This window comes from Sphingobium sp. B8D3B (genome assembly GCF_025961875.1).
In the GTDB taxonomy this organism is placed as follows: domain Bacteria; phylum Pseudomonadota; class Alphaproteobacteria; order Sphingomonadales; family Sphingomonadaceae; genus Sphingobium.
In genome coordinates this window covers 1,216,439-1,231,678 of record NZ_JAOQON010000001.1, presented here as the reverse complement: position 1 = coordinate 1,231,678, position 15,240 = coordinate 1,216,439, and the positions used below count along the sequence as shown (strand labels likewise).

12 protein-coding genes are annotated in these 15,240 nt (G+C 65.0%); 10 read left to right on the top strand and 2 right to left on the bottom strand.

What is annotated here, in order from left to right; translation table 11 throughout:
- The first annotated feature begins 13 nt into the window (after positions 1–13).
- Both M2343_RS05720 and M2343_RS05715 read left to right on the top strand, forming a co-directional pair.
- Positions 14–1,732, top strand: coding sequence for a fatty acyl-AMP ligase (locus tag M2343_RS05720; protein WP_264575930.1), 1,719 nt, complete (start codon positions 14–16; stop codon positions 1,730–1,732).
- A gap of 76 nt (positions 1,733–1,808) precedes the next feature.
- Positions 1,809–4,172 carry a putative bifunctional diguanylate cyclase/phosphodiesterase gene (locus M2343_RS05715; protein WP_264575929.1) on the top strand — a complete coding sequence of 788 codons (2,364 nt, stop codon included), beginning with the start codon at positions 1,809–1,811 and terminating at the stop codon, positions 4,170–4,172.
- A gap of 10 nt (positions 4,173–4,182) precedes the next feature.
- Here M2343_RS05715 and M2343_RS05710 read toward each other — a convergent pair whose 3' ends face one another.
- Positions 4,183–4,932, bottom strand: coding sequence for a ParA family protein (locus tag M2343_RS05710; protein ID WP_264577504.1), 750 nt, complete (start codon positions 4,930–4,932; stop codon positions 4,183–4,185).
- Between the two features lie 153 nt (positions 4,933–5,085).
- Here M2343_RS05710 and plsY point away from each other — a divergent pair, with 153 nt between their 5' ends.
- From plsY to M2343_RS05670, 8 genes are all read left to right on the top strand, one after another.
- Entirely contained in the window at positions 5,086–5,700 is a 615-nt protein-coding gene (plsY, locus tag M2343_RS05705; protein WP_264575928.1) for a glycerol-3-phosphate 1-O-acyltransferase PlsY, read from the top strand.
- The gene (gene dprA / locus M2343_RS05700) at positions 5,697–6,788 is read left to right on the top strand and encodes a DNA-processing protein DprA (RefSeq protein WP_264575927.1); all 1,092 of its coding nucleotides are present in this window, start codon (positions 5,697–5,699) and stop codon (positions 6,786–6,788) included. Before plsY ends, dprA begins: the two co-directional genes overlap by 4 nt.
- 439 nt (positions 6,789–7,227) lie before the next feature.
- Complete coding sequence (locus tag M2343_RS05695; protein WP_264575926.1) at positions 7,228–7,530, top strand: hypothetical protein; 303 nt, start codon at positions 7,228–7,230, stop codon at positions 7,528–7,530.
- A gap of 78 nt (positions 7,531–7,608) precedes the next feature.
- Positions 7,609–8,238 carry a DedA family protein gene (locus M2343_RS05690; protein ID WP_264575925.1) on the top strand — a complete coding sequence of 210 codons (630 nt, stop codon included), beginning with the start codon at positions 7,609–7,611 and terminating at the stop codon, positions 8,236–8,238.
- A gap of 73 nt (positions 8,239–8,311) precedes the next feature.
- A complete protein-coding gene (gene topA, locus M2343_RS05685; protein ID WP_264575924.1) occupies positions 8,312–10,897 on the top strand; it encodes a type I DNA topoisomerase in 2,586 nt (861 codons plus the stop codon).
- Positions 10,898–11,072: 175 nt separating this feature from the next.
- Positions 11,073–11,978: a sulfate adenylyltransferase subunit CysD gene (cysD, locus tag M2343_RS05680; RefSeq protein ID WP_264575923.1), complete on the top strand. Its 906-nt coding sequence runs from the start codon at positions 11,073–11,075 to the stop codon at positions 11,976–11,978.
- On the top strand, positions 11,978–13,912 hold the full coding sequence (gene cysN, locus M2343_RS05675; RefSeq protein WP_264572677.1) for a sulfate adenylyltransferase subunit CysN: 1,935 nt from the start codon (positions 11,978–11,980) through the stop codon (positions 13,910–13,912). Before cysD ends, cysN begins: the two co-directional genes overlap by 1 nt.
- Positions 13,909–14,643 (top strand): 3'(2'),5'-bisphosphate nucleotidase CysQ, encoded by a 735-nt coding sequence (locus M2343_RS05670; RefSeq protein ID WP_264575922.1) that lies wholly within the window; start codon positions 13,909–13,911, stop codon positions 14,641–14,643. Before cysN ends, M2343_RS05670 begins: the two co-directional genes overlap by 4 nt.
- A gap of 9 nt (positions 14,644–14,652) precedes the next feature.
- On the opposite strand, the gene M2343_RS05665 is transcribed toward M2343_RS05670, so the two are convergent.
- A complete protein-coding gene (locus M2343_RS05665; protein ID WP_264575921.1) occupies positions 14,653–15,147 on the bottom strand; it encodes a nuclear transport factor 2 family protein in 495 nt (164 codons plus the stop codon).
- Positions 15,148–15,240 lie beyond the last annotated feature (93 nt).

The following is a 15,240-nucleotide window of genomic DNA, read 5'->3' as shown; positions in this document are numbered from 1 at the left end:
AGGGTCATTTAAGATGCAGCCAACACCGACGGAAGATCGGCTTGAGCGGCGCTTTGCCGATTTCGATACTTTGGGTGCCGCGCTTGATTATGCGGCGCAGGGTGTTCGTGGAGTTAACTTTCACGATGCCCGCGGCAATCTTGCGCGTCCTTATCCCTTTTCGGAGATGCGCGGCGATGCACTGGCCTGCGCCTATCGGCTGATCGCGCGGGGTGTCCAGCCCCAGCAGCGGATCGCCCTGATCGCCGAGACCGGCCCCGAGTTCGCCCAGTTGTTCTTCGGCATTGTCTATGCCGGTGCCTGGCCTGTGCCGCTACCGTTGCCCACCAGCTTCGGCGGCAAGGAAAGCTATATCGATCAGCTTTGCGTCCAGCTCGACAGCTGCGACCCGATCATGCTGCTCTTCCCTACCGAGCTGAGCGAGATGGCCGGTGAGGCTGCGCGCCGCAAGGGCGTGGAACCGCTGAGCTTCGATGACTTCCTCGCGGCACCCGTTGCAGCCTGTGCGCTGCCGCAGGCCGGTCCGGACGACATCTGCTATCTGCAATATTCCAGCGGATCGACGCGGTTTCCGCATGGCGTTGCGGTGACCCACAAGGCACTGCTCAGCAATCTCGCGGCGCACAGCCACGGCATGGAGCTGATCGCGAGCGACCGCTGTATCAGCTGGCTGCCCTGGTATCATGACATGGGTCTGGTGGGCTGCTTCCTGTCGGTCGTCGCCAATCAGGTCTCGACCGATTACCTCAAGACCGAGGATTTCGCGCGCCGCCCGCTGGCGTGGCTGGATATGATCTCGCGCCATCAGGGCACCGCGATCAGCTACTCGCCTACTTTCGGCTACGATATCTGCGCCCGTCGCATGTCCAGCCAGACGCGGGCATCCGAGCGCTTCGACCTGTCGCGCTGGCGCTTGGCCGGTAACGGCGCGGACATGATCCGCCCGGATGTGATGCAGCAGTTCGTTGATGCTTTTGCGGAAGCCGGCTTCTCGCCCAAGGCCTTCCTACCAAGCTATGGCCTGGCTGAAGCGACGCTGGCCGTGACCATCATGCCGCCGGGTGAAGGCATCATGGTGGAGCTGGTCGAGGAAACCGAACTGTCCGGCGGTCATGCCGTGGAGGATCGCCCGCAGCGCTTCCGCGCGATCGTCAATTGCGGCAAGCCCGTGATGGGCATGACTGTCGAAATCCGCGACGAATTCGGCGGCCCGCTGGCCGAGCGGACCATCGGCAAGGTGTGGACGACCGGTCCCTCGCTCATGGTCGGCTATTTCCGCGATCAGGAATCGACCGATGCCTGCATGGCCGATGGCTGGCTGGACACCGGCGACATGGGCTATCTCTCGGATGGCTATCTGTACATTGTCGGCCGCGCCAAGGACATGATCATCATCAACGGCAAGAATCACTGGCCGCAGGATATCGAGTGGGCGGTGGAGCAGCTACCCGGCTTCAAGCAGGGGGACATTGCCGCCTTCGCCATCACCACCGCTGGGGGCGAGGAAGCACCCGCCGTCCTCGTGCATTGCCGCGTCTCCGACAATGTCGAGCGCGCACGGCTGCGGGAAGAGATTCGCGAGCGCGTCCGTTCGATCACCGGCATGAACTGCGTGGTTGAACTGGTACCGCCGCGCTCGCTGCCGCGCACCAGCTCGGGCAAACTCAGCCGCTCGAAGGCGCGGACCCTGTATTTGACCGGGGAAATCGTGCCCTATGACATCGCGGCCTGATCGGGGCGGTTGACGCGGTAAAAGACTGCGAGCGCTTGCTTACGGGTTGATAACCTGAGCGCGATATGACCGCGCCGTGACCAAGCGTTCAACCGTCCCAGACCAGCGCGCAGCGCCCGCCACGGAAGTCGTTTCGCTCGGCTTGTTGTGCGGATTCCGCCCGCTTCCCGGGGCGCAGGGGCGCCTTGTATGCGGGAGCCAGTTGCGCTCCGCAGACCGGATGCTGGGGCTCTTCACCACGATCACGGCCATCTCGGCCATGCTCGTGGGCGCGCGCTTTTACAACCATATCAATATCTGGATGTTCGTTGTCTGGATGTTGGTGCTCGGTGTTTCACAAGCGCAGTTGCTGCGGTTGCGCCGGGTCAATGTGGCGTCGGATTATGCCGATGCGACGCGGGCCGCATTGTTGCGACATGGCGCGATCTGCTGGCTGCAGGGCGCCATATGGGTCGCCGCAATGGTGCTCTTCACCGGCGAAGCCAGGCCGGAAGAAGTGGTCACATTCTGGACCATCGCCTGCTGCCTGATGGCGTCGGTGGCCATTTCGTTCCAGTCCACCCCATTGTCCGCCAGTGGCTTCATCCTGTCGATCGGCGCGGGCACCGTCTGGATGATGCTGCGACATGCCGATCCCTTTCTGGCGGGTGTCGTGGCGATCTATGCTCTGCTCGCTTTGGCGACAAGCCTCTGGCAGGCGCACCAGTTCGGCGTGCAGGTCTCGACCAGCAAGGCGCTGGCCGAAAAGCGCGAGGTCGTCAGTCTCCTGCTGCGCGAGCATGATCGCGACGGGGCCGATGTGCTGTGGCAGACCGACACCGCCCGTCGCCTGACCGGGGTTTCCCCGGCCTTTGCGCGGATGCTCGGCAAGACGGTGGAGGAGGTGGACGGGCAATCCATCCTCCAAGTGCTGGCAGGATCGACCTGGACGAACGGGGATTTCGACCCGGCCCTTCATGTGCTGGCGGAGAAGCTCAAGGACCGGGTGTCCTTTTCCGACCTGTGCCTGTCCGGCACGGTCGACGGTGCGCGCAGATGGTGGTCACTGTCCGCATCTCCCCGGCTGGATGAGGCCGGCAATTTCCTGGGCTTTCGCGGTGTCGGCTCCGACATCACGGTGCAGAAAGAGACGAACGAGCGCATTTCGCAACTCGCCCGGCTGGATACGCTCACCAATCTTCCCAACCGGCTCAATCTGGGCGAGGAACTGGCCAAATCCGTCGAAGACACGCAGACGTGGCAGACGCGGTGCGCCTTCATGATGATCGATCTCGATCGGTTCAAATCGGTCAACGATACGTTGGGCCACCATGTCGGCGACCAGCTTCTGGCCCAGGTTGCCGAACGGTTGCGCGGCGTCTGCTCGCTCAACGAAGTCTGCGGGCGGCTCGGCGGCGATGAGTTTGCCGTAGTCGTGCGCGAGGTGGCCGATCCCATCTATGTCGACCGGCTGGCGAGCGCGATCATCGAGGTCGTGTCCAGACCCTATGTGCTCGATGGGCAGACGCTGTTCATCGGCGCCAGCATCGGCTCGGCCATGGCACCGCAGGACGGCACGGATGCGGACATGCTGATGCGCAGTGCGGATCTGGCCATGTATCGCGCCAAGGAGGCAGGGCGGGGCAAGCATCTGCGCTTTACGGCATCGATGCACGCCGACGCGGAGGAGCGCCGCAATCTCGAACTGGCGTTGCGCAACGCAATCGAGGCCGGTGAATTCCATCTGGTCTACCAGCCCATCGTCAACGCGCGGTCCCGCCATGTCATCGGCTTCGAGGCGCTCTGCCGGTGGACGCACCCCCAGCTTGGTCCGATTCCGCCCAGCCGCTTCATTCCTATCGCCGAGGATACAAGGCTGATCTCCCGCCTCGGGGCTTGGGTGCTGGAGACGGCATGCAAGACAGCCTGTCACTGGCCCGACGCGGTGAGCCTCTCGGTCAATGTGTCGGCCCAGCAACTGTGCGATCCCGAGATCGTCCCGCAGATCAGCGCAGCTCTGGCACAGTCCGGGCTTCCAGTCAGCCGGTTGGAGCTGGAGGTGACCGAGAGCGTCTTCATGCAGGAGGAGACGGGCGCGTCGCAGGCGCTCGATCGGTTGGCGAAAATGGGCATCCGGCTTTCGCTGGACGATTTCGGGACCGGCTACTCGTCGCTCGGCTACCTTTCCCGCGCACGGTTCGACACCATCAAGGTCGATCAAAGCTTCATTCACGGCGCCGCTCGCGGCCAGCGTGAGAGCCTCGCCATCATCAACGCGGTGGTGGCGATGGCCACCAGCCTTGGGTTGGAGACCACCGCCGAGGGCGTGGAGACCGAAGGGGAATATGACATCATCCGGGCGCTGGGATGCTCGAAGATTCAGGGCTATTATTTCGGCCGGCCCATGTCGCGAGACGAGAGCATCGGCCTGTTCGGGCGCTCGGCGACGCAGGTCGCCTGATCCCTTCGCCTCACCCTTTGGCGAGACGGCGCTCGATGGCTTGCCAGATCGTCGCAAATTGCTCGGCCGGCTGGCTCTGAGTTGCAAAGGTGGCTAATGGCGCGCGCCGGAAGCCCATCTGCTCGACAAGGCTGGAATAGCTGACAATCGGCCAGTCTGGATGGGCTTCGAGCGCCTCGGCATGGAGCTTGCGCCGCCGGTCCACCATAGAGAACACCGGCAGGATCGGGGGATGCCATCCGCCGCGCCGGATCAGGATGCTGGCCAGATCATCGAGCGATTTGCGCGCGAGCGGTGAGGGGATCACCGGGGCCACGACAAGATCAGCACTCCGCAGCACCTGCTCGGCCGTCTCGGTGAGCCCGGGCGGGCAATCCAGGATAACACGGTCATAACGCTGCGCGAGGCCCGAGAGGAGCTTCGCCAACCGGCGCTTTTTACCCAGATCGAAGAGCAGCCGCTCCAGACCGTGAAGGGACATGTCGGCGGCCAAGAGATCAAGGCCGGGGATGGCGGTGGGCTGGCAGATGTCTTCCGGTTCCAGCTGCCGCGCGAAGACAGCGCGGGCGGCGTCGCGCGTTTCTGTTTGCGCGGCCAGGAGCCAGGTCGCTGCGCCCTGCGGGTCGAGATCCCACAGCAATGTCCGCCTCGCCGAGAGGCTTGCCGAGGCCCATGCCAGATTGACGGCAAAGGTGGACTTGCCGACGCCTCCCTTGAGGCTGAACACCGCGATTGTCTTCATCTCGGGTTGCGCTGCCATCATCCTGTGATGGATCGATGACAGAAATGTTGCAAATTAAAGTCATGCGATGGGCCCGTCCGCGCCATGCGCCGAGCCCTCGCACGCGATCCCCGCTTGCAAGATCGCCCGCCGCTGCGCAAAGGTCACCGGCGAAACAGGAGCAGAATTCCCATGCAATGGCAGTTGCCGGCCCTTGTCGCGCTTGTCGGCTATCTTCTGGGGTCCATCCCCTTCGGCATCATTCTCACGCGGCTGGCCGGGGCGGGGGACCTGCGCGCGATCGGCTCTGGTAATATCGGCGCGACCAATGTGCTGCGCACCGGACGTAAGGGCCTCGCGGCTGCGACGCTCTTGCTGGATGGCGCGAAAGGTGCCGTTGCGGCGATGGTCGGCGCGTGGCTGATGCCGGTCGGTGATATGGCCCTGAGCGGCGCCACCATTGGCGGCGTCATGGCCTTTGTGGGGCATTGCTATCCGGTCTGGCTGCGGTTTCGCGGCGGCAAGGGCGTGGCGACGATGCTGGGCGTGTGTTTGGCGCTGTCCTGGATCGTCGGGCTGGGCTTTGCGGCGGTCTGGTTGGCCGCGCTGGCCCTGTTTCGGATCAGTTCGGTGGGCGGCATGAGCGCGGCCATCAGCGCGCCGGTGGCGGCGTTGCTGATTGGCCGGCCCGATCTTGCGGCGCCCATCGCCGGCATGGCGCTCGTGGTGTTGTGGCGGCATCGGTTGAACATCGCGCGCCTGCTGCGCGGGGAGGAACCGCGCGTGGGACGCTCCCGCGCCGCATGACGAGGCTCAACGCAGATCGGCACGATCGCCTGCGGCTCATCCGGACGCCGAATATCGGCCCGGTCGCCTATCGGCAGCTGCTGGCCCGCTTCGGCACGGCGGGGCGCGCCTTGGAGGCGCTGCCCGATCTCGCCTCGCGCGGTGGAAACCGGCGCTTCAAACCCTGTGATCGCCACAGCGTCGATGCCGAAATCGCGCAGGTGGAGCGGCTGGGCGCGCATTATCTGTTTCTGGGCGAGGCGGATTACCCGGCTCTGCTCGGTCAGGCCGAAGGGGCCCCGCCGGTGCTCATCGCCCGTGGCAATGCGAGGCTGGGCATGGAGCGCTGTGTCGCCATCGTCGGTGCGCGTAATGCCTCCGCTGCAGCCTGCCGGTTTGCGCGAGAACTGGCCCACGCCCTGCGCGAGGCTGGCATCGTCGTCGTCTCCGGTCTCGCACGCGGCATCGATACCGCCGCGCATCAGGGGGCAGGGATCACGCGGACCGTTGCGGTCATCGGGTCAGGCATCGACGTCAATTTTCCGGCGGAAAATGCCGATCTGCAGGAGCGGGTTGCGCGCGAGGGCCTGCTGCTCACCGAACTGCCGCCCGGCGCTGAGCCGCTTGCCCGCCACTTTCCCGCCCGCAACCGGATCATCGCCTGGATGAGCCTGGGGACGGTGGTGGTCGAGGCAGCGCCGCGCTCGGGCTCGCTGCTGACCGCGCGGCTGGCCGGCGAGGAGGGGCGGGAGGTGATGGCCGTGCCCGGCTTTCCGGCCGATCCGCGCGCCCATGGCTGCAATGCCCTCATTCGCGACGGCGCCACGCTGGTGCAAAGCGCGCAGGATGTCGTGGAGGCGATCGCGTCGCTCGATCCGCGCGCGCTGCGCTCGGGTCAGCGCGACTTCCTGTCGCAGCCGCCATCTGACGATCTGGGGGAGGCGGAACGCCAGCGCGTGACCGGTTTGCTCAGCCTCAGCCCGGTGGCGGTTGACGAACTGATCCGGCAGAGCGGCTTAGCACCGGCGAGCGTGCAGACGGCGCTGCTGGAGCTTGAGATTGCCGGTCGTCTGCAGCGCCATGCCGGGGGACGGGTGAGCCTTGCCTGAGGTGGCATCGCCTGATACGCCGCCCGCCTGGCAGGGACGAGGACTGCCCGGCGCGATAATGCGCCGGCTGCTGTCCTTGTTGCTCCTTGCGCTCATCGCGGCGCAGGCGTGGCCCGACGGTGCCGCGACGTTCCAGCCGCGCAACGGCTCGGCCTTCAGCGCTTCGACCGTCGACGTCGCGCTGGTTCCGTCGGGGCGAAGCGAGTTTGCCAAGGCGGAGCCGCCTCACACGCTGCCGCCGCTCCCTTATGCGCCCGATGTCGTGGCAGCAGGGCGCACAGTGGCGGTCCCGGAATTCTTGCCGCGGCTGGGCCGCGCAGACCCAACCCACGATCAGGCGGCGCGGCGCAATCAAGGCCCACGCCCACCTCCCTCTGTCTGAAGCTCGGTAATCGCGCCTTCTCGGCGCCCTATCTCACCCGAACTTCGGACAATTATCATGAAACATCTGACGACCCCCGACTCCGGGGATGTCGCTGCGCAGGCGCGCATCGAGACCCTGATCGCCGCATATCCCGACCTGACCGAGGACGATTTGCGCCGCCTTCTCCACTGGTATCGCAAGGAGGCCTCCTCCTACGATGTCGCGATGCTGTCCGCTCGCGATGACCTGCGGCCGGGCTATGAGCGCTTCTACAAGGATCATATCGGGCGGATTTCGCCCGTTGGATATTCAGCGATATCGATCCTCGTTCTGCTCTGCGCCATCGGCGTTTATGCGATCATCAACTATTTGCGCTGACAGGTGTTGAGGCAGGGCGGGCTTGCCGCTTGCAGGGCCGCCCCGTCTCAACGCGTGCGCGCTTGACTGGAGTTTTCGATGCAAGGTTGGGTGTTTGATGTCGTGGAAAGCAGCGGCCTGTTCGGCGTGTTCCTGCTCATGCTGCTGGAGACGGTGTTCCCGCCCATCCCATCGGAAGTGATCATGCCGGTCGCGGGCGTGCTCGCCGCGCGGGGTGGCATGGGGCTGGGCGGGGTGATCCTGGCCGGCACGGCGGGCGCGATGGTCGGCAATCTGTTCTGGTATGCGCTGGCGCGGATGATCGGCCTGCATCGATTCCGCCCCCTCATCGAGCGATACGGCCGCTGGCTGACGCTCGACTGGCCTGAAGTCGAGCGCGCGCAGGGCCTGTTTCGGCGCTTCGGCGGGCCGATCGTGATGATCGGCCGGGTCCTCCCGACCATTCGCTCGGTCATTTCCATTCCCGCCGGCGTTCTGCGGATGCGGCTGGTCCGCTTTTTCGTGTGGTCGACAGTCGGCACTGCGGCATGGAGCTCCGGCCTGGCGATTGCCGGTTGGGTCCTTGGGCGGCGGTTCAGCAATATCGAGCAGTTCCTCGGGCCGCTGTCGACCGGCATCATCCTGCTGATCGTGCTGATCTATATCTGGCGGCAGGCGACATGGCACCGCCGTCATGTCGCAGCCGATAAGCCCGATGTCGGCGAGTAAGCATTTCGCTTGACGTTGCGGCCGAGCCGTTTCCAGACTCGCGCGTACACGTAAGGATCGTTAGCGGAACTCTATGCAACTCGTCATCGTCGAATCACCGGCCAAGGCCAAGACCATCGAAAAATATCTGGGAGGCGACTTCCGGGTGTTGGCGTCCTACGGCCATGTTCGAGATTTGCCTGCCAAGGATGGCTCGGTCGATCCGGACGATGGCTTCTCGATGGCCTGGGAGAATTATGGCGACAAGGCGCGCCAGCTCAAGGCGATCACCGACGAGGCCAAGAAGGCCGACCGTCTGATCCTCGCGACTGACCCTGATCGCGAGGGTGAGGCGATCAGCTGGCACGTGCAGGAAGTGCTGCGCAACAAGAAGGCGCTGCCCAAGCTGGTCGATCGCGTGACATTCAATGCCATCACCAAGGCCGCCGTGACGGAGGCCATGAAGGCGCCGCGCGCGCTCGATGAAGATTTGATCGATGCCTATCGCGCCCGTCGCGCGCTGGATTATCTGGTCGGCTTCACGCTCTCGCCGGTGCTGTGGCGCAAGCTGCCCGGCGCCAAGTCCGCCGGGCGCGTCCAGTCGGTCGCGCTGCGCATCATCGTCGAGCGCGAGCGCGAGATCGAGGCGTTCACGCCGCAGGAATATTGGTCCGTCACCGCCGATCTGGAGCAGGCGGGGCAGAGCTTCGAGGCGCGGCTGGTCCGCTGGCGTGGCGAGAAGATAGACCGGCTGACCATCGGCAAAGAAGGCGATGCCAAGGCCGCCAAGGCTGATGTGGAAGCCGGGCGCTTCACCGTCGCCTCGGTCGAGACCAAGCCGGCCACCCGCAATCCGCCGCCGCCCTTCACCACCTCGACGCTGCAGCAGGAGGCCGCGCGCAAGCTCGGTCTTTCAGCCAACGAAACCATGCGCGTCGCCCAACAGCTCTACGAAGACGGCGCGATCACCTATATGCGGACCGACGGCGTACAGATGGATGGCAGCGCCATCTCCGCCGCGCGCAAGGCCATCGCGGACCGCTATGACGGTGGCTATCTGCCGGACAAGCCGCGCATGTACCAGACCAAGGCCAAGAACGCGCAGGAAGCGCACGAGGCGATCCGCCCGACCGAGTTCACGCGCGAGAGCGTGGGTTCGGGCGTTCATGCCAAGCTCTATGATCTGATCTTCAAGCGCGCGCTGGCGAGCCAGATGGCCTCGGCGCGGCTGGAGCGCACGGCGGTCGAGTTCACCGACGGCACCGGCCAGCACGCGTTGCGGGCGACCGGGCAGGTCGTGCTCTTCCCCGGCTTCCTGGCCCTGTATGAGGAAGGTCGCGACGACGTGGCCGATGAGGACAGCAAGCTGCTGCCCGCCATGTCCGCAGGCGACCAGCCGGCCAAGCGCGATGTGCGCGCCGAGCAGCACTTCACCCAGCCGCCGCCGCGCTACAGCGAGGCGAGCCTGGTCAAGCGCCTGGAGGAACTGGGCATCGGGCGCCCGTCCACCTACGCATCCACGATCCAGACGCTCAAGGATCGCGATTATGTCCGCGTCGAGAAGAACCGGTTCTTCGCCGAGGAGAGCGGGCGGCTTCTGACGGCCTTCCTCGAGCGCTTCTTCGAGCGCTACGTGGCCTATGAGTTCACCGCCGGTCTTGAAGATGAGCTGGACGAGATTTCCGGCGGCCGGGCCCAGTGGCAGGCGGTGCTGGAAGCCTTCTGGCGCGACTTCAAGCCCAAGACGGTCGAGATCATGGATCGCAAGCCGTCCGAGATCACCGCGGAGCTGGACGAATTCCTCGCGCCGATGCTCTTCCCGGAGCGGGCCGACGGCAGCGATCCGCGTGCCTGTCCGCTGTGCGCGGACGGGCGCCTGTCGCTACGCGGCGGGCGCTTCGGCGCATTCATCGCCTGCTCCAACTATCCCGAGTGCAAGTTCACCCGCAAATTCGGCCAGCCCGGGGGCAGCGGTGAGGCAGACACCGGGCCCGAAGAGCTTGGCAAGCATCCTGAGACCGGTGAGCCAATCTTGCGCAAGTCGGGGCGGTTCGGGCCTTATGTCGAAATGGGCAATGGCAAGGAGGCCAAGCGCGCCTCGATCCCCAAGGATCTGCCGGATGGCGAATTGACGCTCGACTGGGCGGTCAAGCTGCTCTCGCTGCCGCGCACAATTGGCGACCATCCCGAGACCGGCAAGTCGATCGTGGCCAGCCTCGGGCGCTATGGTCCCTATCTGGCGCATGAGGGCAAATATGCCCGGCTGGGCTCGACGGTCGAGATTTTCGAAACGGGCATGAATGCCGCCGTTGCGAAACTGGCCGATGCCGCCAATCGCGGCGGCGCCCGCAAGGCCGCCGAGCCGCTCAAGATACTGGGCGCACATCCCCGCACAGAGGCCGAGATCAAGCTGATGGAAGGCCGCTATGGCCCCTATGTCACCGATGGCACCACCAATGCGACTCTGCCCAAAAGCGTGGCGCCGGACGCGCTGACGCTGGAGGAAGCGGCTCAGCTTATCGATGCGCGCGCGGCTGCCGCGCCGGCCAAGAAGAAAGGCAAGAAGGCACCGGCCAAGAAGAAGGCCGCGACCGCCAAGGCGCCAACCAAAAAGGCCGCGGCCAAGAAGCCTGCCACGAAGAAAGCGCCGGCCAAGAAGAAGGCGGCAGAAGAGGCTTAAGGGTCCGCTTCTCACGGGGCAGTCGCAAACTCAGGCGAGACTGCCCAAGCCAAACTGTGGCGGATCGTAGGAAAAGCTTGCTGCACCACCTCTGGTGCTGGGCTAGCAGCGTGGCCAGATTAATCGGCCAGGATTGATCGACAATGCCACCGGCCCATCCAGTCCAGGACTTTCCATGACCCGTACGCTCACGCATCTCGAACGCCTCGAAGCCGAGAGCATCCACATCATGCGTGAGGTGGCGGCCGAGGCGGAAAAGCCGGTGATGCTCTATTCGGTGGGCAAGGACAGCGCAGTGATGCTGCATCTGGCGCGCAAGGCTTTCTATCCCTCACCGCCGCCCTTTCCGCTGCTCCATGTCGACACGACATGGAAGTTCAAGGCGATGTACGAGCTGCGCAACCGCATGGCGGAAGAGAGCGGCATGGAACTGCTCGTCTACCAGAATCCCGAGGCCAAGGAGCGGGGCATCAACCCGTTCGATCATGGCCCGCTCCACACGGACATGTGGAAGACCGAGGGTCTCAAGCAGGCGCTCAATCTCTACGGCTTCGACGTCGCCTTCGGCGGCGCGCGCCGCGATGAGGAGAAGAGCCGCGCCAAGGAGCGCATCTTCTCCTTCCGCACCGCAAGCCATGGCTGGGACCCCAAGAACCAGCGGCCCGAGCTGTGGAACCTCTACAATGCGAAGAAGGCCAAGGGCGAGAGCATCCGTGTCTTCCCGATCAGCAACTGGACTGAGCTGGACATCTGGCAATATATCCAGCTCAATCGCATCCCCATCGTGCCGCTCTACTTCGCGCGGCCGCGCCCGACGGTGGAGCGCGACGGGATGCTGCTGATGGTCGATGACGAGCGCTTCCCGCTGCGCCCCGGCGAGGAGCCGGTGATGCGTTCGATCCGCTTTCGCACGCTGGGCTGCTATCCGCTCACCGGCGCGGTCGAAAGCGAGGCGAGCACGCTGTCCGAGGTTATTCAGGAAATGCTGCTCACCACCACCAGCGAGCGGCAGGGGCGCATCATCGACAAGGATGGTGGTGTCGCCAGCATGGAGAAGAAGAAGCAGGAGGGCTATTTCTGATGGCCGACGCCACCCTCGAGACGCCGGTCTACCAGACCGATGCCCTCATCGCGCAGGATATCGATGCCTATCTGGAGCAGCATCAGCACAAGTCGCTGCTGCGCTTCATCACCTGTGGCAGCGTGGACGACGGCAAGTCGACCCTGATCGGGCGCTTGCTGTATGACAGCAAGATGATCTTCGAGGATCAGCTTGCCGCGCTAGAGGCGGACAGCAAGCGGGTCGGCACGCAGGGGCAGGAGATCGACTTCGCGCTGCTGGTCGATGGCCTCGCCGCCGAGCGCGAGCAGGGCATCACCATCGATGTCGCCTATCGCTTCTTCACGACGGAAAAGCGCAAGTTCATCGTCGCCGATACGCCGGGTCACGAGCAATATACCCGGAACATGGTGACGGGAGCCTCCACGGCGGATCTTGCCGTGATCCTCATCGACGCGCGCAAGGGCGTGCTGACCCAGACGCGGCGGCACAGCTATCTCGCCAAGCTGGTCGGCATCCGCCACATCGTGCTCGCGGTGAACAAGATGGATCTGGTCGGTTACGACCGCGCCGTGTTCGACAAGATCGTCGCGGATTATGCCGCTTTCGCCAAGGAAATCGGCATCGAGCAGTTCGTACCCATGCCGATCTCCGGTTTCAAGGGCGACAACATCACGACTCTCTCGGCCAACACACCCTGGTATCAGGGGCCGACGCTGGTCGATTATCTGGAGACGGTCGAGGTCGATAACAGCGCCGATCAGGCCCGCCCGTTCCGCATGCCGGTGCAATGGGTCAATCGGCCGAACCTGGATTTCCGCGGTTTCTCGGGCCTGGTCGCCAGCGGCGCGATCAAGCCGGGTGATGCCATCCGCGTGCTCCCCTCGGGCAAGACCAGCACGGTCACGCGCATCGTCACGCTGGATGGCGATCTGGACGAAGCCGTTGCCGGCCAGTCGGTGACGCTCTGCCTTGCCGACGAGGTCGACTGCTCCCGCGGCGACGTGATCGCGTCCGCCGAAAATCCTCCGCAGGCCGCCGATCAGTTCGAATCCACCGTTGTGTGGATGTCCGACGATGCCCTGATTCCGGGCCGGGCCTATTGGCTCAAGATCGGCACGCAGACTGTGTCCGCAACGGTCCAGCCGCCCAAATATGTCGTCAACGTCAACACCATGGAGCATCTCGCGGCCAAGACGCTGGAGCTGAATGCCATCGGCGTTGCCGAGCTGACGACCGACAAGGCCATCGTGTTCGAGCCTTATGCCGAGAACCGCACGCTGGGCGGCTTCATCCTCATCGACAAGATCACCAATTCCACCGTTGCGGCGGGAATGTTGAACTTCTCACTGCGGCGGGCGCAGAATGTCCACTGGCAGGCGATGGATGTCAGCCGCGAGGCCCATGCGGCGCAGAAGGGCCAGCAGCCTGCGGTGCTGTGGTTCACCGGCCTGTCCGGCTCGGGCAAGTCGACCATCGCCAACATCGTCGAGAAGAAGCTGTTCGCGCTGGGCCGCCACAGCTTCCTGCTCGATGGCGACAATGTCCGCCATGGCCTGAACAAGGATCTGGGCTTTACCGAGGCCGACCGGATCGAGAATATCCGCCGCGTCGGTGAGGTGACCAAGCTGATGGCCGATGCCGGGCTGATCGTGATCACCGCCTTCATCTCGCCCTTCCGCGCCGAGCGGGACATGGTCCGCGCGATGTTGCCGGCGGGCGAGTTCATCGAGGTGTTCGTGGACACCCCGCTGGCCGAGGCGGAGCGCCGGGACGTCAAGGGCCTCTACAAGAAGGCCCGTGCCGGCGAGCTCAAGAACTTCACCGGGATCGACAGTCCCTATGAAGCGCCCGAGAAGCCGGAAATCCGCATCGACACCCAGGCCCTCACGCCCGAGCAGGCGGCGGACCTCATCGTCGAGCGCATCGTGGGCGTGTGGAGCCCGGATCTGTGACGGACGCAGAGCTGGCCGCGCACCTCGCGGAGGAAGCGGGCCGGCGGCTGCGGGCCTTGCGGGACGAAGCACGCTTTGACGGAAAGGCGCTGGGCGACGAGGGCGACGCTGTTGCCAATGCCTATCTGTGCGAGGCGCTCGGCCGTGAGCGGCCGGCCGACGGCCTGCTCTCCGAAGAGAGCCGCGATACGAAGGATCGGCTGGCCAAGTCACGCGTCTGGATCGTCGATCCGGTCGATGGCACGCGCGAATATGGCGAGGCGCGGGCGGACTGGGCGGTCCATGTCGCGCTCGCCGTGGATGGCGTGGCCACCCTCGGCGCCGTCGCCCTGCCGGACATGGGGCTGGTGATGCGCTCAGACCGGCCCATCGCCGTGCCGCCGGCACCTGTAACGCCACGCATGGTCGTCAGCCGCACTCGCCCGGCGCCTGAGGCGCTGTCGGTCGCGCAGGCGCTGGGTGCCGAACTGGTCCCGATGGGCTCGGCCGGCGCCAAGGCGATGGCGGTCGTGCGCGGCGCGGCGGATATCTACCTGCACAGCGGCGGCCAATATGAGTGGGACAGTTGCGCACCCGTCGCCGTCGCGCTGGCCCATGGCCTGCATTGCTCGCGCATCGACGGGACGCCGCTGCGCTACAACCAGGCCGATGTCTACATGCCCGATCTGCTGATCTGCCGCCCGGACTATGCCGACCGGGTGCTGGCCCTGGTCGGCGCGAAGGCGGGGTGACGGGCGGGCTTACCGCTTGATGATCAGCGATTCCGGGCGCTTGCGCGGCACCCATTCGCCCTTGCCGGGGAAGTTCTTCAGCACTTCCCCATCCCACAGGCGCACGGTGCGGCGATGGAACAGCCAAGCGCCGTCCGTGCTTTTCACGGCATGGTCGTCATACCAGCCGGCAAAGCGCAGCAGATAGGGCGGCTCGCCCTCGCACTCGGTCACGAAGGCGAAGGAGCGCATCTTCACCGATCCGTCCGGCTGTGGCATGAACTGCGTCTGGGTGACATGATGCTGCCGGCCCGGAAATCCCGGCGCATTGCGATAATGCTCGGCAATGCCGCGAATGCCCTCATGGCCTTCCCAGATGTCTGGATCCTCGAAGACTTCCTCCACCATGCGCGCATCGGGGGTGAAGCAGGCGACCAGCGCATCGACATCGCCGGTATCCAGCGCCCAGCTGTAGTTGGCGATAAGATCCTGCAGGCCGAGCCTGTCTTCGATCGGCAAAGTCATTGCGCGCCTCTCCTCTTATGTGTGCCATCCCTGCGGCGGGCAGGGTGACATTTTAGTACAAATTGCAGGATTGAAGGCGGCGGCGGCATTTTG